General features: G+C 46.6%; 22 protein-coding genes. 16 read left to right on the top strand and 6 right to left on the bottom strand.

Annotated features, from left to right (window positions below; genetic code table 11):
* The first annotated feature begins 19 nt into the window (after positions 1-19).
* Positions 20-1,816, top strand: coding sequence for a M61 family metallopeptidase (locus CWI81_RS03405; RefSeq protein WP_241970332.1), 1,797 nt, complete (start codon positions 20-22; stop codon positions 1,814-1,816).
* Here the strand turns inward: CWI81_RS03405 and CWI81_RS03400 are convergent, their stop codons facing one another.
* The 3 genes from CWI81_RS03400 to CWI81_RS03390 are packed head-to-tail and all read right to left on the bottom strand — an operon-like array spanning position 1,817 to position 4,185.
* Positions 1,817-2,635 carry a M23 family metallopeptidase gene (locus CWI81_RS03400; protein ID WP_126783814.1) on the bottom strand — a complete coding sequence of 273 codons (819 nt, stop codon included), beginning with the start codon at positions 2,633-2,635 and terminating at the stop codon, positions 1,817-1,819. It lies immediately after the preceding gene.
* Entirely contained in the window at positions 2,628-3,512 is an 885-nt protein-coding gene (locus CWI81_RS03395; RefSeq protein WP_126783813.1) for a 6-carboxytetrahydropterin synthase, read from the bottom strand. Before CWI81_RS03395 ends, CWI81_RS03400 begins: the two co-directional genes overlap by 8 nt.
* Positions 3,513-3,567: 55 nt before the next feature.
* Positions 3,568-4,185, bottom strand: a complete 618-nt coding sequence (locus CWI81_RS03390; RefSeq protein WP_241970331.1) for a LysE family translocator — start codon at positions 4,183-4,185, stop codon at positions 3,568-3,570.
* 97 nt (positions 4,186-4,282) lie between these two features.
* On the opposite strand from CWI81_RS03390, the gene CWI81_RS03385 reads away from it, so the two are divergent.
* The 7 genes from CWI81_RS03385 to CWI81_RS03355 all read left to right on the top strand — a co-directional run bounded on the left by CWI81_RS03385 (position 4,283) and on the right by CWI81_RS03355 (position 12,082).
* Complete coding sequence (locus CWI81_RS03385; protein ID WP_126783811.1) at positions 4,283-5,170, top strand: LysR family transcriptional regulator; 888 nt, start codon at positions 4,283-4,285, stop codon at positions 5,168-5,170.
* Positions 5,171-5,174: 4 nt separating this feature from the next.
* Positions 5,175-5,813, top strand: a complete 639-nt coding sequence (gene alkB, locus CWI81_RS03380; protein WP_126783810.1) for a DNA oxidative demethylase AlkB — start codon at positions 5,175-5,177, stop codon at positions 5,811-5,813.
* 20 nt (positions 5,814-5,833) lie between these two features.
* Positions 5,834-8,215, top strand: coding sequence for an intermembrane phospholipid transport YdbH family protein (locus CWI81_RS03375; RefSeq protein WP_126783809.1), 2,382 nt, complete (start codon positions 5,834-5,836; stop codon positions 8,213-8,215).
* 12 nt (positions 8,216-8,227) lie between these two features.
* On the top strand, positions 8,228-8,413 hold the full coding sequence (locus CWI81_RS03370; RefSeq protein WP_126783808.1) for a YnbE family lipoprotein: 186 nt from the start codon (positions 8,228-8,230) through the stop codon (positions 8,411-8,413).
* Between the two features lie 18 nt (positions 8,414-8,431).
* Positions 8,432-8,788, top strand: a complete 357-nt coding sequence (locus CWI81_RS03365) for a YdbL family probable chaperone protein (protein WP_126783807.1) — start codon at positions 8,432-8,434, stop codon at positions 8,786-8,788.
* A gap of 69 nt (positions 8,789-8,857) precedes the next feature.
* Positions 8,858-10,249 (top strand): amidohydrolase family protein, encoded by a 1,392-nt coding sequence (locus tag CWI81_RS03360; RefSeq protein WP_126783806.1) that lies wholly within the window; start codon positions 8,858-8,860, stop codon positions 10,247-10,249.
* A gap of 90 nt (positions 10,250-10,339) precedes the next feature.
* Positions 10,340-12,082, top strand: coding sequence for a sensor domain-containing phosphodiesterase (locus CWI81_RS03355; RefSeq protein WP_126783805.1), 1,743 nt, complete (start codon positions 10,340-10,342; stop codon positions 12,080-12,082).
* Between the two features lie 57 nt (positions 12,083-12,139).
* Here the strand turns inward: CWI81_RS03355 and CWI81_RS03350 are convergent, their stop codons facing one another.
* Entirely contained in the window at positions 12,140-13,162 is a 1,023-nt protein-coding gene (locus CWI81_RS03350; RefSeq protein ID WP_126783804.1) for a hypothetical protein, read from the bottom strand.
* 172 nt (positions 13,163-13,334) lie between these two features.
* On the opposite strand from CWI81_RS03350, the gene CWI81_RS03345 reads away from it, so the two are divergent.
* From CWI81_RS03345 to CWI81_RS03325, 5 genes are all read left to right on the top strand, one after another.
* Positions 13,335-14,009 (top strand): FAD-binding oxidoreductase, encoded by a 675-nt coding sequence (locus CWI81_RS03345; RefSeq protein WP_126783803.1) that lies wholly within the window; start codon positions 13,335-13,337, stop codon positions 14,007-14,009.
* Between the two features lie 26 nt (positions 14,010-14,035).
* A complete protein-coding gene (gene dkgB, locus CWI81_RS03340) occupies positions 14,036-14,827 on the top strand; it encodes a 2,5-didehydrogluconate reductase DkgB (protein WP_126783802.1) in 792 nt (263 codons plus the stop codon).
* Positions 14,828-14,900: 73 nt separating this feature from the next.
* The gene (locus tag CWI81_RS03335) at positions 14,901-15,758 is read left to right on the top strand and encodes a restriction endonuclease (protein ID WP_126783801.1); all 858 of its coding nucleotides are present in this window, start codon (positions 14,901-14,903) and stop codon (positions 15,756-15,758) included.
* A 99-nt stretch (positions 15,759-15,857) separates the two neighbouring features.
* Complete coding sequence (locus CWI81_RS03330) at positions 15,858-16,496, top strand: SOUL family heme-binding protein (RefSeq protein WP_338067605.1); 639 nt, start codon at positions 15,858-15,860, stop codon at positions 16,494-16,496.
* A 61-nt stretch (positions 16,497-16,557) separates the two neighbouring features.
* Complete coding sequence (locus CWI81_RS03325; RefSeq protein ID WP_126783800.1) at positions 16,558-17,202, top strand: SDR family oxidoreductase; 645 nt, start codon at positions 16,558-16,560, stop codon at positions 17,200-17,202.
* A 21-nt stretch (positions 17,203-17,223) separates the two neighbouring features.
* On the opposite strand, the gene CWI81_RS03320 is transcribed toward CWI81_RS03325, so the two are convergent.
* Complete coding sequence (locus CWI81_RS03320; RefSeq protein WP_126783799.1) at positions 17,224-18,138, bottom strand: LysR substrate-binding domain-containing protein; 915 nt, start codon at positions 18,136-18,138, stop codon at positions 17,224-17,226.
* Between the two features lie 100 nt (positions 18,139-18,238).
* Here CWI81_RS03320 and CWI81_RS03315 point away from each other — a divergent pair, with 100 nt between their 5' ends.
* On the top strand, positions 18,239-19,087 hold the full coding sequence (locus CWI81_RS03315) for a DMT family transporter (protein WP_126783798.1): 849 nt from the start codon (positions 18,239-18,241) through the stop codon (positions 19,085-19,087).
* Here CWI81_RS03315 and CWI81_RS03310 read toward each other — a convergent pair.
* Positions 19,084-19,827 carry a thioredoxin domain-containing protein gene (locus CWI81_RS03310; RefSeq protein WP_126783797.1) on the bottom strand — a complete coding sequence of 248 codons (744 nt, stop codon included), beginning with the start codon at positions 19,825-19,827 and terminating at the stop codon, positions 19,084-19,086. The genes CWI81_RS03315 and CWI81_RS03310 overlap by 4 nt on opposite strands.
* Before the next feature lie 197 nt (positions 19,828-20,024).
* Here CWI81_RS03310 and CWI81_RS03305 point away from each other — a divergent pair, with 197 nt between their 5' ends.
* Both CWI81_RS03305 and CWI81_RS03300 read left to right on the top strand, forming a co-directional pair.
* On the top strand, positions 20,025-20,486 hold the full coding sequence (locus CWI81_RS03305) for a GNAT family N-acetyltransferase (RefSeq protein WP_126783796.1): 462 nt from the start codon (positions 20,025-20,027) through the stop codon (positions 20,484-20,486).
* A gap of 334 nt (positions 20,487-20,820) precedes the next feature.
* Positions 20,821-23,292 carry a TonB-dependent receptor gene (locus CWI81_RS03300; RefSeq protein WP_126783795.1) on the top strand — a complete coding sequence of 824 codons (2,472 nt, stop codon included), beginning with the start codon at positions 20,821-20,823 and terminating at the stop codon, positions 23,290-23,292.
* Positions 23,293-23,310: the final 18 nt, after the last annotated feature.

Here is a 23,310-nt window from a genome sequence, read left to right as displayed (position 1 = left end):
ATGATCACCAGTTAGCCGCATGTGTCAAGAAAAGGAGTCGATATTGATTCATTACGACGTTAGCCCGATCGATCTTAGGGGCCACTTGTTCGAAGTTTCCCTGACAATAATGAAACCACAGGCCGGTCACCAGCTGTTATGGTTGCCAAACTGGATACCGGGAAGCTACTTAGTCCGCGATTTTAGCAAACATATCATTGGTTTGTACGCCGAACGCGACGGGCATCACCTGACTGTCGATCAGTTGAGTAAAAATCAATGGCAAGTGGAAACAGGTAATAGCGAACAAGCTATTACTGTCAGTTATCAGGTTTATGCCTTCGATCTCTCCGTGCGCTCTGCTTATCTGGACCAACAACAAGGCTTTTTTAACAACACCAGCCTGTGCCTGGCGGTGACCGGACAAGAACAAGAGCCGGTTAAACTTAGCGTCCACCCACCCGCCGACGCGCCGGATTGGCTGCTGGCCACAGGCATGCCCAGAGAATCCGGTAACGCCCATAGTTTTGGTACATTCAGCGCCGAGAGTTACGATGCTCTGATCGATTATCCATTTTTAATGGGCGATTTAACTATCGAAGAGTTTATCGCTCATGGTATCAAGCACTCGCTAGTACTGAGCGGTCGTCATTATGCTGATAGCTCCCGTATTACATCCGATTTGGCAAAAATATGTGAACACCAGATTAACCTGTTCGAGGAAGCTCCTTTTACTTCCTATACTTTCCTGACCATGGTCGTTGGCGATGGCTTTGGCGGGCTTGAACACCGCAATTCAACCGCGCTATTGTGCAGCCGTAAAAGCCTGATTAGTGCCAACCAAACGCAAATGAACGACGATTACCAGCTGTTTTTAAGTCTTTGCAGCCACGAGTACTTTCATAGCTGGAACATAAAAACACTGAAACCTAAAGTGTTTTTACCCTACCAGCTGGATGCTGAAAGCTATACCGAGCAGCTATGGTTTTACGAAGGAATGACCTCTTACTTCGATGACTACATTCTGCATGCTGCTGGCATTGTTGATTCACAACGTTATCTGCAGGCCCTTGGCGATACTATTTCGCGGGTCGAACGCGGCGTCGGCCAGTTTCAGCAAACGGTTACCGAATCAAGCTATTTAGCCTGGACCAAGTTTTACCAACAAAACGAAAATGCTCCCAATAGCATCGTCAGCTATTACGCAAAAGGCGCTTTGATTGCATTATGCCTTGACCTGACACTGCGTTTACAAAGCGACCACAAGGTTACTCTGGCGCATGTAATGCGCGATCTTTGGCACGAGTTTGGTAAAACATCACTAGGAACTGCCGACGATACAGTTTTTGAGTTTCTTAAAAGGTATTCGGGCGTTGATGTCAGTGAGTTGCTAGAGCAAGCGCTATACGCCAAGGAATCACTGCCAGTAACTGAGCTGTTAGAAAACTTCGGCGTTGCTGTCCGGCCGAAAATACCAACAGACGATAACAGTAGTAATGGCAAAGCCGTTAGCAATTCGGCATCGGTAACGCTGGGAGCCCGTTATAAAGCGACAAATTCGGGTCTTGAAGTTATCTCCGTATACCACGACGAAAGCGCTTATCAGGCAGGTATCTCGGCGGGAGACAAAATTGTTGCTATCGATCACCTGCAAGCCAGCGATGCAACAATTAGCAACCTGTTGTCGCGGTTTAACCCGGGCGACGAAGTGACTGTACATGCTTTCCGGCGTGATGAGTTGCTGACCTTTAAACTAATTTTTGTGACGCCGAAGAAATCCAGTTACAGCCTGTCAGTGCAGCGACCTGAACATTTAAATGGCTGGCTTAGTCATTAATTAATTAGCGTATAAGCTGGGCAGCAACGCCGGATCAAGGCGTTCGTTGCCCCAGTTGACCCGCCAGTCCAGGTGTGGTCCGGTCGCCCGGCCGGTCGCCCCAACCTCGCCAATCTTTTCACCCTGCTCTATCTTCTGCCCAACTTCAACATCTACCGAGTGTAGGTGCAGGTAGGTAGTGTTTACCCGATAACCGTGGTCAATAATGATGGTACCGCCCGAGTAAAACAGATCGGGCTCTGCCAGGGTCACAACACCCGACCAGGGTGCTTTTACGGGAGTTCCCGTTGGAACCGCAATATCCTCGCCATAATGGGGGTTTTTAGGCACTCCATTAACAATCCTCTGTGAGCCGTAATAGCCGCTAATTCTGCCCTCTGCAGGTTTTACCAACGGTGTTAAAAAATCGGTTCTGGCGGAATTGGTCTGCCGAGCTTTCCAAACCTTGGCGGCTTCTTTTTTGGTTCGTTTAACCTGCTCTGGATTCGGCGTAACCGTGCGTTGTGGCACCCCATCAACGCGCTCCACCTGATACTCTCGCTCAGCTAGCTCAATCACCTGCTGCCGCTCGTTGCCGTTCAAGCTTAACGTCAGTTGTTGTTCCAGTTCAGCTTTGCGCGCAAAACCAATAACAAAATAGCCTTCGGCTGTTACTTCGACCCGTTCGCCATTTAAAGAGACACTGGCATCGGGGCTGGTCTTACCCAGTAGCAAAGCGCCTTGAGTACGCTCACCGGTCAGCGACAAAGGAACTTCCTGCGCAAAACCCGAAAAGCTGAAAGACAATACGATTAATCCCAATAAACTCCGCTTAAGCATAAGCAATAGCTCCTTTTCCAACCCCTTCGTAGGCCCGCACTTGTACCGACTGATCCGGTACCTGCTGTTTTATGGTATCGGCCAGATACTGCGCGATACACTCGACGGTTGAATCTGTCTCGATCAGATAATTTTCAGCTTTCGGCACTGATAATTCAAACAACCCCTGATCCGCTGTATAGCTATAGCCAACGTGCGTTGCCGCAGTCGCAGCTTGCTTTGCCTGAGCAGAACGAAGCAAATTAGTCAGTTCACTTTGGTCTTCACTGGAACCCAAATAAATATCCGCCCATTTATCCGACCATTGCTTTTCTAATACCGGTTGGCGGATGTTATCTAAGAAAATTTGCAGTTTTGAACGGTGTCCATGGGCGATTCGTTGACAGTTGCCATCGTGCTTTTTCAGCCCATGGGTATAATGGTAATAAAAGCCGTCAATCGCTTCCGGTCGCAAAAACAACTTTAAACCCTCAACATTCCCTGGCAATTCACGCTTGATAACGGCCCGCAGATAGTCAGTCACTGTTAATGCGTTAACCTCTTGCGCGTCGATATACGCGAATGCATCAGCGGGACAAAACAAGTGAATGGACTTGCCGTTGGGCCGCATAAAATCAACCCACTGAGAACTGTCATCACTGTGGTAAGTAACATTGGTGTATTCGTGCTCGGTAGGCACTACCAGTTTATGATCGACTGAATCGTCAATAATTCGTTTAATCTGTTTTTTTACACGACCGAAATCGAGCACCATCGACTGTTCATTAAGCGCGCCATCAAGCACGATATCGACAATCCAGCTTTCCCCCACAATGCCGCGTTGCGGACACAAATAGGAACAATCAATTACGGTCAGGTCATTTACAAATAACTGCATTAATTTTTTACCTACACCCAGTTCTGTTTAGCATATCAGCGTTACTTGGCGCGTATTATAGCACCAACTGCAGCCACTCCCATAACAAACTCAGTGACAACAGAATCAGTATCGCGCCCATTAAGCGGTCTACCCAATGGCTGTAGGGCCACAACTTTTTGAACACCCGCGGTTGTGTCAGTAGCCAAGTTAGAAAAACAAACCATAAACCGGTCGCGATGGTCAAATAAATACCATACCCCAGTTTTGCAATAAACGGCGTGGTTGGGCTGATAACGGTAGTGAATAGCGTTAAGAAAAACAGCGTTGCTTTTACATTTAGTCCATTGGTCAAAAAGCCAACAGTAAATGCCTTGCGTCGTCTAGGTAGAGTGACCTCAGGCGTGTCCTCACCGACTTTTCCTCGCGGCTTAGCACCAATTGCGGTAAGCCCAATATACCCCAGATATAATGCGCCCAACATCAGCAATGACAGATACACCCACTCATGTTGATGGATAATCACGGCCACACCCACCAGTGAATAAGTCACATGAATAATAATGCCAACCGCTATACCCAGGCTGACCCAGTAGCCCGCTTTGCGACCAAAACTGAGTGCATAACGTGATACCACAGCAAAATCAGGTCCCGGACTGGCGACCGCCAGTAAATGCACTAGCGCAATCGTCAAAAACTCACCCCAATAAGACAAAGCTTGCTACTCCCTGCTACTTAGTTTACTTTTAGTTAATTGCAATTAGCATAAAATTAGAAGAGTGAGTTCCCATATGGCCAAGAAAAACGCTCCTTCCTTAAATGCTCTGCGTGTTTTTGATGTTGCCGCCCGCTGCCCGAGTTTTAAACAAGCCGCTCAACAGCTGGGCGTAACGCAAGCGGCTGTCACCCGACAAATTCAGGCGCTAGAACAACAGTTAGACATGAGCTTGTTCCATCGCGACAACCGCGTGCATTCGTTAACGCCTGCCGGGTTAGAGCTCGCTCCTCAGCTAGAGTCGATCTTTAAACAGCTTGATCAGACGCTCGCCAGAGCTAAGCATCTTAACGATAATAACACGACCACCTTGACCATCGCTATCGCCAGCGCTCGGCTGAGATTCTGGCTGAATCATCAATTAACTGATTTCCAATCGCTCTACCCACACGTACAGCTTAACTTTGTGAATTGCGAGGAGTTTCTTAGCTCCAAGGCAGCGGCCGAGCTCAGCACTCGCATTCAGCACGAGGGTGTAGACCTGGTGATTGCTGCAGGCGATATTAAAGACATTCACATTGGTAGCCAGAGTCTTGGGACCGTAGAGCTAGTCCCCTGCGCCAGCGACCCGAGCGAAGAGTTACTATGGCAAACTTCCTGGTTGGTTGATCGCGAAAACCGCAACCATCAGGACTATATCAAGCAACAGTCAAAGCAATTAAAACATACGCCATTTATTCATTGTAACGATACACAAATGGCACTCGATCTGGCGCAAAGCCAGCAACGTATTGCTTTAGTTGACAATCGCTATTGTGAATCGGAAAGTTTTCCAAAATTACACACCTTTGCCACTCACCGGATGACCACCAAACCGGAACTGAAGCTGCATTATCGCAAACGCCGGCAACAGTCGGTGGCTTTGGTCGCCTTTATGAAATGGCTACAATTGGTAACAAAGTAACCTTATGCAAGATGACTTATTCACTGGCAACAACCAGCCGCAACAATTCGGAGCAACGGCCTACTATTTGCCGGGTTTTGTCGAGCAGTCAGCACCGTCCATCATCGAGGCGGTTCGCAGCTGTGTGAGACAGGCACCATTGCGTCACTTCAGTACACCCGGTGGCCGCAAAATGTCGGTGCTGAGCAGTAATTGCGGTGAGTACGGTTGGGTCAGTGATAATAAAGGCTATCGATACCAACAACTTGACCCGGTTACAGAGCGCCCCTGGCCGGAGATGCCGCAGGTTATTAAAAAGGCAGCGATAGCAGCGGCAAAAGACTGCGGTTTTTCACAATTTGAACCTGACGCTTGCTTAATTAATGTGTATTCCACCGGCGCTGCTATGGGCCTGCATCAGGACAAAGATGAATCAGACTTTTCGCAACCAATTGTGTCGTTCTCATTCGGTTTGCCCGTTACTTTTTTATGGGGAGGTAGCCGCCGCACCACAAAACCAGCGAAAATTGAACTTAAACACGGCGATGTATTAGTTTGGGGTGGCGAAAGTCGTCTACACTTTCATGGGGTTAAAGCCTTGGCAGAAGGACACCACACACTAACCAGCAACGTAAGAATCAACCTAACGCTAAGAAAACGTTAGCGTTAAAAATGGCTTTTTAAATGAAACTATGGCGCGTTATCTCGTTAATAAGCAGTGTACTGCTCACCATACTTCTTGTTGCCTTTGCTTTAGGATTAGCAGGCTACTCCTATCTGAATCAGCAATTACATGCAGTCGGCGTTAAACACTGGCAGATTGAATTTGAACAATTAGCGCTGAACAACATTGTTGTCGATGAGCTCACGCTAACACTGCAAGCAACTGACACAGACAAAGGACAAAAAAGCAGGCCCCGCAGCAGCTTAAGCCAGCTGCTTTCCATTCAAGTGCCCGCCTTCCTGCCTGCTCGGGTCCAGATAAACTCACTAAAAATCAATGGCGATTTGTTGCCTGACGATATTGCTGCAACGCTGTTACTGAACAACAGCCATGAGCGACTGGAGCTTAAGCTAACCACCCAGCAACCGCTGGCCATTGAGCTAACACTGACCAGAATCAATAACCAGCTAAAACTAGCCGCAAGCCACGCAGGGAGTCATCTAAACGGCGTTTATGATTACCAAAATGGTCAGCTAACCGCAGATATTGAGCATCAACTGACGCCGTTAAATCTAACAGAAAATATTTTATTACATGGAACCGTCGTTAACGGCCATTACCAGGGCCAGTTATCGCCTGACTTGGTCGATTTCAGTCTCGAACCTGTTATCACATCGCTATCCGGCACAATGCTGATAACCACCGCTAAGCCAACTGCGGTAGAAATAAAAAATCTAGCCTCTAGCGCTAGCGCGTCGCTGAACCTTCGATTAAATAACGGCGTTATTAATAGCTATCAACTTTCGGTAAACGGAGATATGACCAACTTTGAGGGAGTGTCAGTGCCGCAATCGGACATCAAACCGACGTCATTACACTGGCAAATCAATAGCAAAGACCGTTTAGCTCTGCCATTACTAAACCTACAGCAGGCGTTGGCAAAAACTCAGTGGCCTCTCGAATTATCCGCAAGTGCTGCCGGTTCCAATCAGGAAAGTATCGAGCTCTCCGCTTACGCCAGCGTACGCCACCATCAGGGCCAATTTAAAGGGGTTGAATTCCCCCGCCTGGAATTAACAGCGAACAATATACGGTTTTCAGTCGGGCCGCAGCAGATGCGCGTAAATAGCATCAAATCAGAGCTCTCTGGCGAATTCAGCGAGGGTCAGCTAAGCACTCACAGTTTGTCGCCAATTTCTGCGAATATCGATGCTTTTAAAAACAATTTCGATGCCTTTGTGAGTTTAAGTCGTGCCGCAACCCAGATACCTGAATTTAATAGCACTTTCGCTGATTTTAAGCTTAAAATCACTTCTGATAGGTTGATTTTGCCGAACTTGAGCGCTTTTAAAGCCTATTTTGACAGCCAGTTTATTTATCAAAATAATCAATTGTCCAGTACCGGCGAATTGTCGCTGGATGATCACATACGGCTAACCCACGACAGTCGAATTACTGCAAATCGGCTCACCTCACGAGTCACACTACCAGAGATCCAATGGCAACAAACGCCGCTACTTTCTCGTTTATTAAAAAAACTTTCACCGGAGGTTGTGATTAACCGTGCCAGCATTAGCGGTCAAACCGACGTTAGTTATAATTGGCAAGACAGCAACTGGCAGCTTGAGAACGGCGAACTCTCACTGAGTAACAGCGACTGGGTTGCAGGTACCCTGTCAGCCACCAACAGTAACGCCGATGTTAAGTTTGCCGCTAATTCTGACGTCCTCAATGTTAACCAGGCAAAGGTGCACCTCGGCAGTTTGCAACAAGGCTTCGTCGTCGGTCCTATAGACGCTGACTTTGCGTTACAAGTGCCTTTCGCCTCGCCCATCGAGTCTGTCTTGCGTTTACAACGACACCAAATAAGAGCTCTTAGTGGCAGCATCACTATTCCAAATCAAGCGTACTCACTGGCTAACACTTTCTCAGTGCCAGTGGTTTTTGAGCGCCTTTCGCTCGGTGAACTGATGCGGCAATATCCCAGTAATAAAATATCAATTGATGGCGAGATCTCCGGAACCTTACCGGTTACGTGGGACTCTAAACAGTTAACCTTAAACCGTGGGTATTTTGATGCACTGGCGCCCGGCGGGCATTTACAGGTAGATTCATCAGCTTTGGTATCCATGGCAGGCAGTAACCCGAGTCTAAAAACATTGGCAGGCGTGCTGAGTAACTTTTACTATCAGGATTTATCCAGTGTTATCGACTATGATGAACAAGGTAAATTAACCTTAGCCATTAGCCTTAAGGGCTCTAATCCGGCGGTTGAAAATGGTCGTCCGGTTGAGCTTAATATAAACCTTGAGGAAGACTTACCGGCGTTAATAAAAGGTTTGCAGTTAACTAACAGTTTAAACGACGTAATACGTAAGCGAATACAGCAAAACATTAATTAGTCAGAGGATGATATGAAGCGACTGTTATTACTAGTAACCGCACTATCAGCACTTTGGGCGTGTACACCTACAGTGCAGGTGGCGGCCCCGAAAGAACCCATCACCATTAACTTAAACGTTAAGATCGAACACGAAATTTACGTTAAGGTTGATAAAGCACTCGACGATGTAATTTCCGAATCCAGCGGCTTGTTTTAACGACAAAGGAATGCACTTATGAAATTTATAATGACCAGCCTACTGTTAGCCATCGGCCTGAGTATAATGAGCCCTGCCGTTGTGGCACAAGAGTTAAGTTTGCAACAAGCGATGGAGCAACTCAGTGATGCTAAAGAACAAGGCTTAGTGGGTGAGAAACCCGATGGTTATCTGGGCGTTGTTGAATCAACCGCTACGGCTCAGCAAATCGCTGAAAGAATTAACGAAGCCCGTCGCCAGGAGTACGCCCGCATTGCTGATGAAAACGACATTGCCGTTGCCGACGTTGAACTGCTAGCCGGAAAACGTGCGATTGAACGAACCAAATCCGGACATTACGTGAAAATAGACGGAGAGTGGCGGAAAAAACCTTAACTGGATTTTATACCCGGTTCGTGATTAGTATGGATGGACAATAATTATCCATAAAAAGAGAGTTGCACGATGCGAAAGTTCTTATCCAGCACAGTAACGGTTGCTCTGTTGACCGTTTTTTCCCACTCTGCCGCGGCAGAAAGACTCGCTTTAGTCGGCGGACGCTTAATTGACGGGACCGCTCAGCCACCGGTTAAAGACAGCGTTATCTTAGTTAACGACGGTGTTATCGAAAAAGTAGGAACCGTCGGCCAGTTAGACGTTCCCGATAACTATCGAGTCATCTCTACCGAAGGGCACGATGTTTTACCCGGCTTATGGGAAAACCACGCACACATTCAACTTACCGGGCACGCCGACTATCCACACTGGCAAGAAAACTATGCCGACCGTTTTGTCGATGAAGTCATGCCCGCGGCACTGGTTCAGTTGTTATTAGCAGGGGTAACCAGCGTTCGCGATCTGGGCGCACCACTGGATGACACCGTGGCCATTAAAGATAAACTGGCGGCAGGTGAGATTCCTGGCCCGAACTTATATACCTCCGGCCCGTTTTTACAATGGGAAGTCGATGAATGGCAAAGCAGTTACCGCTGGTCGGTAAAAACCGAGCAGCAAGCTATCGACAAGGTTAACCAGTTAGCCGATGCCGGTATGGAAATTATTAAGTTAATTGATCAGGACGACATGCCTCGCAACGTGATGGAAGCGATTGTTACACAAGCCCATGAGCGCGGCCTGAAAGTAGTGGCTCATGCCCATAAGCCGGATGAAATAAGAGTCGGCGTCGAAGTTGGTGTAGATAACTTCGAGCATACCGGACTGACGACAGCGCCTGGCTACCCTGATGATGTATTAGCGACCTTAAAAGAGCGCACCGCCACCGGTATTTTTGATGGTCTGTTGTTCTGGACGCCTACCGTAGAAGGCTTGTGGAGCTATGAAGAGACCGTAGAAAACAGCGAACATCTTGATAGTACCTGTTGGCACCGTGGCTTAAAAGACGATACGGTTGCTGATATTCAACAGTCGATTGAGAAGCCCGGCCACTTAAGTTATTCGCAACTGGTGCCATTAAGAAAGCCAACTTTATACAACAAGATCCAGCAACTTAAAGAAACCGGTGTAGTTATGCTGGTCGGAACCGATGTCGGCATTCCAATGAAGTTCCACTGCCAAACCACCTGGCATGAAATGGCCGTATGGGTTAATGATCTGGACTTTGAACCGATGGAAACCATTCGTGCTGCAACCTACTGGCCAGCGGTTATGATGGGTGTCCAGGATAAATACGGCTCTGTAACACCGGGTAAAACTGCCGATATTATTGCAGTAAAAGGTGACGTGCTGGAATACATTAACCTACTACAACACGTGGACTTTGTTATGAAGAAAGGTGTTGTGTACAAGCAAGATGGCCAGGTTAACGAAGAGATTTTGCCTGAACCGCTGCGTATGTAGAACCAAAAACGCTTTCTTTTGAAAAGTTTTTGATTCTTTATTCAAAAAAAACCGTGTAAAATTAGCATTCAGTTTTATTGAGGACACTGAATGCTCCAGGATTATGAAAGAAAGCGTTTGGCAACGCTGCGCCAGCTGAACTTGCTGGATACGTCGCCCAGTGAAAGTTTTGACCGTATCACTCGCATGGCGAGTAAGTTATTTGATTTACCCATTGCCGCAGTGTCCTTAACTGATCAGGATCGGCAATGGTTCAAGTCTCGTATCGGTGTTGAACATATCGAAATTCCCCGCTTTAAAGCCTGTTGTGGAGAAGTAGCAGATACTGCCGACTTGCTGGTGGTGCCCGACTTATTACAGTCAACCCAATACCAAGACAGCGTACTGGCCGAGTCCGGTGTGCGTTTTTACGCTGGTGCCCCACTAACAACCCGCGACGGTTATACCTTGGGCTCTATGTGCGTACTGGGCAACGAACCCCGTCAAATAACCGAAGACGAGCGTGCTCTACTGCAGGATATGGCAGCCATGGTGATGGACCAAATCGAGCTACAGCACGCGTTTGGGCGTGTAGACCCAGTAACAGGACTGCCTAACCGTAATCAATTTATCGAAGATATTGAAGATTTAAAACGAGATAAAAGCGGACTTCGTTATGCCTTGCACGTCGATCTATTTGACGAAAACCAGATTCGATCGCTACAGCGAGTCGTTGGCCTGCCAAGCCTCGACAATTTAGCACGCGAGGTCGCCGATTATCTGAAGCAACGATTGCAAAACCGAGAGCGGCTTTATTACATTGGTGGGTGCGAATATTTGTACCTGCTCGACGGCAACGACGAGGACATTAATGATAAAGCGCAGGCTTTGTGGCAGTTAGTCAGTGACGTCGTGCTGGATGAATCCTCGCCCCTATTGCATACCCCGGTCATTGGTATAGCCCCATTTGAGCTCAGCGATGCCGTTGGCGCCGATATAATTCGGACCGTTCATAGTGCTAGCCAGGACGCGCGCCATACCGGTGAAGACGTCGTTTTATATTCGCAGCAACTGGATGCTGAGCACCGTCGCCGCTTTACAATTTTGCACGACTTTCGACAGGCACTGGACAGTGATAATCAGTTGTACCTGCATTTTCAGCCTAGGTTAAACCTAAGCAATAATAAGTGCCAGTCAGTAGAAGCCCTGATACGCTGGCAGCATCCCACTTTAGGCGTGATTTCGCCGGCTGAGTTTGTACCTTTGGTAGAAAATACATCGTTAGTGCGAGAAATGACGGACTGGGTATTACAGCGCTGTATTGAACAAATCAACCTATGGCACCAGCAAGGTTGTTCGCTGCAAATCGCGATGAATATTTCCGGCAGTAACCTGGACGAAGCAGGCTTTGCACAACGCATCTTATCGGCTCTGCAAGAAGCCGGTATAGAAACCCGTTGGTTCGAGCTTGAACTAACCGAAAGTGCAATCGTAAGCCACAGTAAACAAGCGATGAAGCAATTACAGGCGCTCGCTGACGCAGGCGTATCAATCGCTATTGATGACTTTGGAACCGGTTACAACACACTGACCTATTTACAGGAAGTGCCGGCTCACGTGGTTAAAATTGACCGCGCGTTTGTATTCAACCTTGAACAAGGACCACGCAATCAGGCAATCGTGAACGCCATGGTGAATATGGCACAAAAGTTGGGTTACCGAGTCGTTGCCGAAGGCGTTGAAAGCGAACAAAGCTGCGAGTATCTGCGCACAATTGGCTGCGATGAGATACAGGGCTATTGGTACAGCAAACCGAGCCCTGCCAACGAATGCTGTGCGCTGGCAACGAACTGATCTTTACGCTTGTTTAAACAGGCCAAGTATTCAACTTGGCCTGTGACAATCTGCCATCTAGTCTTGATATTGCTGGGTTACTTTCTTTTCAATGATCATCGGATCGCTACCATCGAAAAAAGTATAGGCATTACCGTTAAAAAATAGCTGCGACGGGTACAAATCATCGGAGCCATGAATGGTGTAAGGGGTGTTATGGAACGCTTGCATCAACATTCTTCCAAAAGGGACATTCAATAAGTCGCGGCGCGCACTAACGTACTCAATGGTATAACCCTCTGCTTGTTTGCTATCAACAATAACCTCGCCCTGCTCGTCACGCTTAACTTGGGTATAGAACCCTAACTTGAGCGTGTAATACGGTGGTAATTTCCAGCGTATCGGCTGCCCAATCATTATTGGTAATATGTCGTTTTCTTCTATTGCCTCGAATTCTGCCGGAATGTTAACCATAGCTACAAATTTTTTCGGCTCGTACCCATGCGGTTTATCGTTGCTTATCTCACCATCTTGTACAAATTCAAAAACTTTGCTGCGCTGAGCACAAGTGCTCAAGCAACGAACGGTGTACCCAAATTGTTCAGCCATATCCGCCATTTGATTATCAACAAATTGGGAAAATGCGCTATGAGCAGCAGCACTCGAGTCAATTTTAGTCCCGTCAAATTGCTCTGGAAGCCAAGCCTGACCAATAACATCATAATCAGAAGAAGACGCTGCTCCCAGCAACATGCTTCCGACTGAAACGATCGCTCCCAGGTCAGAACCTAACGCTGAACCAAGATCACCAACAGCCAGGTCAGTCAGCATCGCAGTCAGGTTTCCGTAGTCAGCTGATGACCACGATTCTAAGAATTCTTTCTCGTAGGCATTTGCAACGATTTCTCGACGCGTATCCGCATCAACCAAATAGCGCCCTAAATAAGACAACTGCTTATTTTTAGAAGTATTATCGAACGCTTCTGTTACTTCATCGTTACCAAATGACTGAATATACGGATCATCACTCATGGACACACACGATGTTAGCGTTAACAGAACAGCAGCTAAAGACACCACTGACTTGCTTAGTTTTTGCACTGTTTTACTCCTTTTTTGCAACCTCTCTTAAAAAGCCGACTACCATACTTAAAAATGCGTCTTAAATCAGTTTTTATCTGCCATTAGTTGACCTGGTTAAGCTAAGCGATCTTTTACTATGCTTACCAAGTAGTTAAATAATATCAGTTAAACAAACACTGTGAGGTACAGCATGAGCCATACAGTCGTTATTAAAGATATTCGTAACGTTACTCACGACGTAAAAAGAATACGGCTGGAGAAGCCTTCGGGTTACTCATTTACTCCCGGACAAGCCACAGAAGTTGCGGTCGACCGCGACGGCTGGCGCGATGAAAAACGGCCGTTTACCTTCACCTCGCTGGAAAGCGACTCGGTTTTAGAGTTCATCATCAAGATCTATCCCGATCATGACGGAGTAACCGAGCAGATCGGTCAGTTAACTGAAGGTGACTCACTAATCATCGGTGACCCGTGGGGTACTATCGAATATAAAGAAGAAGGCGTTTTTCTGGCTGGCGGAGCTGGCGTTACTCCGTTCATCGCTATTTTACGTGACCTGCATAACAAAGGCGAAATTGGCAACAATCAGTTGATTTTCTCCAACAAAACCGAAGAAGATATTATTCTTAAAAATGAGTTTGAGTCTATCTTGGGCAGCCAGTTTATTAACGTCATCACCCGCGAAGAGCCTGCTGGCGATCACGTTTTCCTAGATGGCGAAATCGGTAAAGACTTTTTAAAGTCGCAGATTAATGATTTCGGTCAGGCATTTTACGTGTGCGGCCCGGATGCATTTAACGAGAGCATTATGGACGCCCTTAAAGAACTCGGTGCCGACCCCGAAGCACTGGTTTTTGAAGAGTAAAGGATGAAGCTTTAACAGGAGGCATTATGATACCTAATTTTGGAATGGGAACGTTTCGTCTGAAAGGACTAACCCTGACTGAACTGGTTACAGAAGCCATTGAAATGGGTTACAAGCAGGTTGATACGGCGCAGGCTTACGAAAATGAAGCAGACGTTGGTAAAGCTCTGGCTCAGACCAAAAGCGATGATGTATTTGTAACCACCAAGGTTTGGTTTGATAGCTTCAAACACCAGCAGGTTCTGGATAGTCTGAAACAAAGCGCGGATAAACTTCAGCGCGACAAGATCGATCTGGCGCTTATTCACTGGCCGTCTCCCAACGACGAAGTCGCAATGGAAGAAACTCTTGATGCACTGACTGAAGCACGTGAACAAGGGTTGATTAAACATTTTGGGGTATCTAACTTCACCACCGGATTAATGGAACGCGCCATCAAACATATCGGCGCCGACAACATTATGACCAATCAAATTGAAGTCCACCCCTTTATGCAGAACCGCAAAGTTACCGACGCCTGCGACAATAACGGCATTAAGGTAACCGCCTATCTGCCTCTGGCCAAAGGGAAAGTGGTTGAAAACAGTACTTTGCAAGCTATTGCTGCTGAGCACAATGTAACTGCTGCACAAGTCGCACTTGCCTGGGAAATGCAAAAAGGCTTTGTCACTATCCCTTCAACCACCAAGACCGAACATTTGCGCAGTAACTTAAAAGCGCAAAAAATACAGCTAACGGATCAAGACATGGCCGATATTGCGGCACTTGATCAAAACGACCGGCTTATTGACCCGGACTTTGCGCCGAAGTGGGATTAACAGAGCCAACAGGACTAGCCCTGAGCGAGATATTTTATTATATTCATGCGATGTAATTGACCAAGGATGGACAATGGCTAGTCGCTCAAATGGCAAACCACTTGCTGAAGATCTTCTCAACCTTTTTGTTACCTGGCCTTGGTATGTCAGTCTCGCTCTGGCATTTATAATATTTTTTGGTATTGATATTTATCAGCAACTAGCGCCTGAGGCTGAAACTTTGCCTAAGTCTCAAAAACCAGGCGACCTTGTTATAGCCGCTTTCGAACCTTTTAAAGCGATTGGACTTGGTATCATTAAATATCTTATGCCAGTGCTCTTGATTACTGCGGGCGTTGTTTCATTTTTAAAGTCCGTACAAAGCACCAAACGTTACGAAACTGTGGCGCAATCACCCTCTTCTGACTCTTTAAATGAAATGACCTGGAAAGATTTTGAATCTCTGGTTGGGGAGTATTTCAGACGGCAGGGTTATCAAGTCAAGGAAACACCAAAGGGCCCAGATGGTGGTGTTGATTTAAGAATAAGAAAAGATGAGCGATCATACTTAGTTCAATGCAAACAATGGCGTTTTCGTAAAATCCCCGTTTCAGTAGTACGAGAGCTACTCGGGCTTGTGGCTTCTGAAAACGCAGCGGGGGGCTTTATTGTAGTGTCTGGTCTCTTAACTCAGGAAGCACAAAAGTTTGCCGAAAATAAACCCATCTATGTAATAGACGGTGACACTTTTTACAGCTTTATCAGTCAGCGTGAAAAAGAAGCCGCTTGCTTCCCACCGAACAACCAAAGTAACTTAAGAATTTATCGCTGCCCTGTCTGTAATAGTCGAATGGTAAAGCGAGTTGCTCGCAAGGGGCCTAATACCGGACAAGAATTCTGGGGATGTACGCGCTTTCCATCCTGTTTTGGAACACGAGATATTAGTGGTTGATAAATAACAATACATTAGTAATGAGACATTATCCGAAAGTCTACGTAATTACTTCTACATGCTCGATCCTTACGGGCTTTTTCAAACACTAAGAGACATATGATGAAACGCATGTTTGCCTTATTTACACCACTGTTACTCGCCGGTTGTTCTGTTTTTGGTCAAACAGATGTTGAAACGGCGCCCTATAAGTTAATCACTTCAATATCGGATAAGAATATTGAGATACGCGAATACCAATCAATGGTTTTGGTCTCTACACCGATGAGTGATGATAGTGAAGACAGCGCTTTTCGCCGCTTGTTTAACTACATTTCCGGAGAAAACAAAGCAACAGACAAGATTGCGATGACAGCACCTGTGTTTATGAATAACTCTAATGGCGAGAACGGAAAAGAAATAGCCATGACAGCTCCAGTCTTGATGAGCAAAGGTGGTGAAAAGATGATGTCCTTTGTTATGCCAAGTGACTTTACTCTGGAGACAACCCCGAAGCCAACCAATCCCAAGGTTCAGGTTAGCGAGATAACCGATTATAAAGTGGCGGCAATAACGTTCAGCGGCACATTAAGTGAGTCCAACGTGCGTAAGTACTCGGCTGAATTAACCAACTGGCTAGAGAGCAATGGTTATGAGATTACCGGTCCGGCGGTAGAAGCAGCCTACAATGGTCCGTTTACAATACCTGTGTTTAGACGCAATGAAATACTGATACCGGTGAAACTAACCAGCACCTAAACTAATTGCGTTTTTGCTGCGTAGATCCAATATAGATTTAAAATAGCTTATGGAGAAGACCATGAAAGTTGCAGTAATTGGTGCTAACGGAAAAATTGGTACGCATGTTGTTGAACAGCTTCAACACGCAAAAAAGTATCCCGTGGTAGCAATGGTACGCAAACAAGAGCAAGTAGATGGCTGGCAACAAAAAGGCACTGAAGCTCGGCTGTTCGATTTAGAGGGGTCAGTAGATGCCATTGCTAAAACCTTAGAAGACATCGACGCTGTTATTTTTACGGCTGGCTCGGGCGCAGCAACTGGTGACGATAAAACTATATTGGTGGATTTAGATGGTGCTGTAAAAACTATGGAAGCAGCAGGCGCCGCCGCAGCTGATCGCTTTATCATGGTAAGTGCCATTCAGGCTCACCACCGCGACAACTGGAACGAAGATCTGAAGGCCTACTATGCGGCTAAGCACTATGCTGATAAAGAGCTTATGCGTTCAGGCTTAGACTGGACTATTATTCGCCCCGGCGGACTCACTAGCGACCCAGGCACTAATAAAGTGCAACTGGCAGAAGATCTACCTTTAGGCACCATTCCACGTGAAGACGTTGCCCGAATACTGATTCGCTGTTTGGACACGCCAGACACTATTGGTAAGCACGTTGACGCCTTATCGGGTGATACCGAAATTGATAAAGCGGTACGCGGCCTTTAGTTAACAACGGCTAGGCCTGCATTAAGGCGGGCCTTTATCAGAAGAGCGTGCACGACAAAGTTTCACCAACCAGCTGGCTAGAGCCTCTAAGCCAGGACTTTGGGCTGTTGTTGATGGATAAACAAAATAGAAGCTGTCTTCGGTTTTAATGCCATGAAATGGCAGCTCAAACAAACTTTCAGCACGCTCTTGTTCGGTTGTCATAAACTCGTTAAGTAGCGCTATACCCTGCCCATACTTGGCCGCTTCTGCGGCTAATAGCAAATGACTAAAATGATGAATTTTTGCCTTAGCGGGCAACTGTATATTTACTTGCTTAAACCATCGCTGCCAGTCAGTGCCCGGCTTGCCACTGGCAAATGCACTGATGGCTGACAACAACGGATATTTTATCAGCTCATCTGCGGTTTTTAGTTGATGAACTTCAGACCACAATTCTTTAGAGCAATACGGTTTTAAGGTTTCATCGTATAAATGAAAACGCTGATAACCGGTTGCTGGTGGCTGTGTCGTAATAAAGCAGTCAGCCCACTGAGTATCAAAGTCCCCGTCTCGTGTCAGCATTTGCAAAGTGAGGTCGATATTCGGGTAGCGTTGGCGAAATTCGTTCAAGGCAGGAATTAACCATTTTACCGCTAACGAACCGTGCACGGCCAAACGAACCTTTCTTGAATCATCCCTATTAAAGTTGGTCGTTGCCTGTTCAATCGTGCTTATCGCGCCAGCAACCTCATTAAAGTAGCTTTCTCCGACAGCACTCAGCATCACCTGTCGGCCACGCCGAACAAATAGCTTAGCGCCTAGGCTCTCTTCTAACAGCGCAACCTGGTGGCTGACGGCACTTTGCGATACATGTAACCGCTCTGCCGCATTGGAAAAGCTCTGACAGCGGCCAACCTCAACAAAATAATGTATTGCGCGGAATGGCAAGCTCATTATCTAAAAACCTCATGTATACATGATTTAATATCATTATATTTTATAGATCCCTCCTCGTAAAATGCCCACTTAGTTTCGTCGTTACAAGGAGTAAAATATGGACCGCTCATTAATCACCGCTATTTTTCTGCTTGTAATCGGTAACAACATAGTTATTTTTTCCGACTCATTAATTAAACTGCTGGATGGGTTTGAAGCCCCGTTCCAGTTCGTTTTGTATCGCCAGTTGAGTGCCACACTGCTGTTGGCACCATTTATGTTAATTTTTAAGCGACCAATGCTGCCACAAAAGTTGCGTTGGCATGCGGTTCGGGCGCATATATTTTTATTGGGCACGGTGTTTATGGTGATCTCACTCACCACCCTACCGTTGGCGACGGCTAATGCGATCTTCTATGCCGCACCGATCATTACCGTAATACTTGCTCGCGTATTATTTAAAGAGCAGGTAACCCGCTTATCCTTAGTCACTGCGGTGCTTGGTATGGTTGGTGTATTAGTCATTATTAATCCGACCTCGGCAAATATTTTCGCCGTGGCCGCGCTGGTTGTTGCCACGACATTGGCGCTGAATAATCTGCTGATAAAAAAACTGCCCACTGAGCATAGCATCCTGGATACTCTGTACCTGACTAACTTATTAGGTATTCCAGTTGTAGCCTCACTGGCGTGGTTCGAAGGTGCCAGCTTCAACGCCCAGACGTTACTTATCGCTCTGGGGTCTAGCCTGTTTTCGATGGTTTATGCCGGAACCTGTGTTTTTGCCTACCGTGCAGCAGAAAGCAATAAAATTACCAGCGCAGAATACACAGGTTTGATAGGCGCTGTCGCTTTAGGCATGATCTTTTTTACAGAGACCCCTGATGCACGTTTTTACATGGGTTCAATGCTAATTATTGTGCCACTGACCATTCTCACATTAAGAAATTCAAAGGCTGTGGATTAAGACTCCCAGCTTTTTTTATCATAACTTGGTAGTTCAAGCGCCTTTGACGGGGCAGCCAAGGCTTTTTTATAGGCAGCAACGATATCTGCATGAACTTGATTTCGGAATTTAGCCACTGCCATCCACTTTTCTATAAAGCTTTGCGGGGGCTGCTTCGCTGCTGACTTTTTATAAGCCTTTAGGTGTGGAGCAACCCACATATAACCGGCTCTTATACGTTTCGCCTGTTGCTGTTTAAACGCCAACAGTTTCTGGCGATGCTCTTCGCTCAGCTTTTCATCCGTCATTGTTAAGAAGTTTTTTCCTATAAAATAGGCCTCAAACTCTTCAGCCGAATGTCGTGAAGCGTTCGTCCAATGCTGCCAGCTCGCAAAGTTTTTGATGTTTCCCGAATCCCCGTCAATGATCATTACCGTGGGTGTTCCATAATAAATGGGCTCACCATAGGCCTGAACCAAGTTATAACCGCGTTCAAAATAACTAATATCAACAATTTGAACTTGGTACTGCTGTTTTAGTTTTTCGCGAAACTGGGTCTGGTTAAATTGCTCTAAAAGCGCAGTGCTGTCATGGCACCACGTTGCCCCGAGCACCAGCATCAAATCCTTGTCATTATCAGCAGCTTGCTGCTGCCACTGTCTCGCTTCTTCAAGCGTGGGTGCTTGTCCCGAAAATTGCCACTCTTGCGCCGCTACCGGTAACGTTAAAACGCTGATAATAATAAGATAAAGGTACTTCATGTGTTGCCTAATCTAATGGATAACAACGTCACTATAGCGCAGTTACCTGGGCTCTTCGAGACGAATAAGAAAAGCTACCTTTTGCGGATCGGGGGATAGCCAAAAGAACTATAGTAAAGAACGATATTCGCGGTAGTTATTGCCGCGATTCTTGATAGAATAAAGCTCAAATATTCAAACAGTTAGCAGCATAAATTATGAACCAAGCCCATTCTAATCGATACAAAGTGACGCCTGCGAGCTACGAGGACATTGCCAGGCTCGCTTTTTTAGAGAAGCAGGTTTATGCCGACGACGCATACTCTGGCTTGTTCTTCTATCAGGCTTTACGACAATGGCCCGCGACCTTTCTGACGGTGAAAGACGCCGATAGCGCAGAAGGTTACAGCCTACTGGTACCTGTTACGGCATCTAAGCTGTCACTGATGTCAGTGCTAATTGGCGAATCCGCGCAAGGAAAAGGTTTAGGCAGAAAGCTATTGCAGGAATCGGTAACGCTTGCACGTTCTTTGGGCTACAAAGAAATAGAGCTAAGCGTTTCTCCAGCGAATACGCCGGCGATCGCGCTATACCAAAGCTTTGGTTTTAAAAAGACCGAAACAATCGCCGACTACTTAGGTCCTGGTGAGGATCGAACCATTATGACGTTGTTGCTGTAACAAGATTAATCTTATGGCACACATCTCAGATATGTGGTTTAGCCCCAAGCCGAAGTGACTTTTTATTCATTCTGACCTGACGTCATTTTGCCCTGCCTTTCTTTATATAAACTCCAGTTTATATCAGCCTAAAATTATAAAAAAACAAGAGATACAAAGGTGTTAAATAAAAGTTGTATTTTTTACTAATGAGTCAAACTCACTAAACCAAGTGAATATAAATCTACTTAATTAGCATAAATATCTATATTTTGCTTTTATCCCGGTTTTTTTCTGTTTATACTCTTAAAAAATCAGCTAATACCCATTTAACACTCGTTTAGTGAGAGCAAGCATGAAAATAAACCTACCCACCAGTCGCTCACTGATCGCCACGGCGGTGATGTCTGCGATATACGCACCAACGACACTAGCGCAGGATGCCCTGGCTGTAGAAAGACCCAAATCCATTGAAAAGATTCAGGTTACTGCGACACGACGCAGTGGTACCGTTCAGGATGTTCCGCTTAACATTACTGCTCTGAATGGCGATGTTATTCAGCAACAGAACATTACCGACGTATACGATATCGCTCGTTGGGTACCGGGTCTTACCGTACCTGACCAGGGCTCCCGAAGTGATGCGGCGCTTATTGTTCGCGGTCTGAATACCAATGATTCAGGCCCTGGCAGTGACGGCGGCACAGTGGCCACTTATGTGGGTGAAATCCCGCTTTATGTGAATATGAAGCTGGTTGATATTGAACGCGTAGAGGTACTTATTGGTCCGCAGGGGACACTATACGGTGCCGGCACACTGGGCGGCGCGATTCGTTATTTGCCCAAAGCCCCTGAACTCGATTTCACCTCGGGTGAAGTTTTTGGGGATATCTACTCTATCGCGGAAAGCGACAGTCTTAGCGGTGAGGCTGGCTTTATTTATAATTTACCGTTAGTTGACGATGAACTGGCGATGCGTGTCTCTCTTAATTACCTTAGTGACTCAGGCTTTATTGATTATAACTATGTGGTCAGAGAGCCCGGCACATCCTTACCCGATCCAGACTGGTCGAACGCCGCCGAGGTCGATGACAATATTCGTCAGGTAACAGATGCTAACGGCGAACAAACTCTGACAACTCGGATTGCACTGCGCTGGCAGCCAACTAACTGGGTTGATGCAACACTCAACTACTTCCGTCAGGATCAGGAGGCAGAAGGCCGTTCCATCGTCCATGCAGAATCGTTGGCTGATTCAAATCCGTTAAGCGATATTATCGGCGACTACGAGTCCGCTTACCGCGTAGAGGAGCCTTACGATCGAACTGACGATCTCTATAGCCTCGAAATTACGGCGGATTTGGGCTGGGCAGAGCTGGTATCGGCGACAGGCTATTCAACCTGGGAACAACTGGGACAACGAGACCAGACCGACCTACTGATCCGTCTTGATTACAGTTATGAAGAATTCCCCGCGTTTGCGGCATTTACTCGCGAAGATGGCGATCAGAACATCTTTACTCAGGAAGTCCGTCTGGTATCGCAGATAGATTCGGATTGGTCCTGGATTGTCGGCGGTTACTACAACAACAATGAATCCGATACCAGCAGTAGCGAGTTTACGCCTGGCTTTGACGAATATGCCATTAATGTCTGGGGTGTTGACGGCAATCTGAGACCCGATTCACTTGAGTACTACAGCGTCGACCAGACAGAAATCACCGAAAAAGCGATTTTTGGTGAGTTAACCTGGAAAGCGACCGAAAAACTTGAGTTTACTGCAGGCACCCGTTTTTACGAATACGATGTCTGGAATCGCTCTGCCGTCGACTTGCCGTTGTTCTACAGCGTATTCACTGGTCGCGCACCGGACTCTATCGAGTTGGATTATGAAACTAATTCCGTCAAAGACGATGGCAACCTGCTGAAGTTCAATACCAACTACACCTTTACTGATGACATTATGGGTTACCTTACAGTCAGTGAAGGCTTCCGTATCGGTGGTTCAAACGGTGTCGCCGCCTGTCCGGGAAATGTCGACGAGTTACCAAATCAGATTGTCTGCGCATTACCGAACGAGGTTAACTACCTGGCAGATACCACCACCAACTATGAGGTAGGTTTCAAGTCATCGTGGTTACGCAACAAATTCCACTTTAATGCCGCTCTATTCAATGTCGATTGGGAAAATGCCCAGGTCGGCGGTGCAACTGTTAACGGCCAACAACCGATTACTGCCAATGCCGGCAGCGCCAACTCCAAAGGCGTAGAAATTTCTGCCCGGGCCGTGCTGTCTAACAGCCTGACCAGCTACGCAACCTACGCCTATACTAAAGCAGAGTTGACCGAGGATGCGCCCTTTCTGTTTGATATTGTAGGCGAAACTGGCTCAGCCCTTCAGGACTTCTATGATGGTAAAGATGGCGACCGGTTGCCCGGGTCTCCTGAGACTCAATTTTCCTTCGGCAGCACTTATAGCAAAGAGGTCTTTGATGACTTGTTGCTGGATATTAACTATGGTCTGACCTATCAGAGCGATGTCATTACTAAAGTAGGCATGCGCGCCGATGGAGAGAAACTGCCGGGTTATGCACTGAGCAATTTATCCGCCAAACTATCGGATACAGACTGGTCGGTCACCTTCTACATTGATAACTTGTTTGATAAGTACGCGTTCTCTGCAACACGCCGTGACAAAGGTGATATTGGGCTGGCCCGTTTCCCTGAAATGAATACTAATGGTACTTCAATTCAGCGTAACTACGGCCATTACCTGATTACGCCACGGACCGTCGGTATGCGTTTTAGGTACCAGTTTGGCCTGTAAGCAATAATCCAATTTACC

Source organism: Idiomarina seosinensis, from assembly GCF_003987275.1.
GTDB classification, from domain to species: domain Bacteria; phylum Pseudomonadota; class Gammaproteobacteria; order Enterobacterales; family Alteromonadaceae; genus Idiomarina; species Idiomarina seosinensis.
The sequence above is the reverse complement of the archived record's forward strand: the minus strand, read 5'-3'. Positions and strand labels throughout refer to the sequence as shown.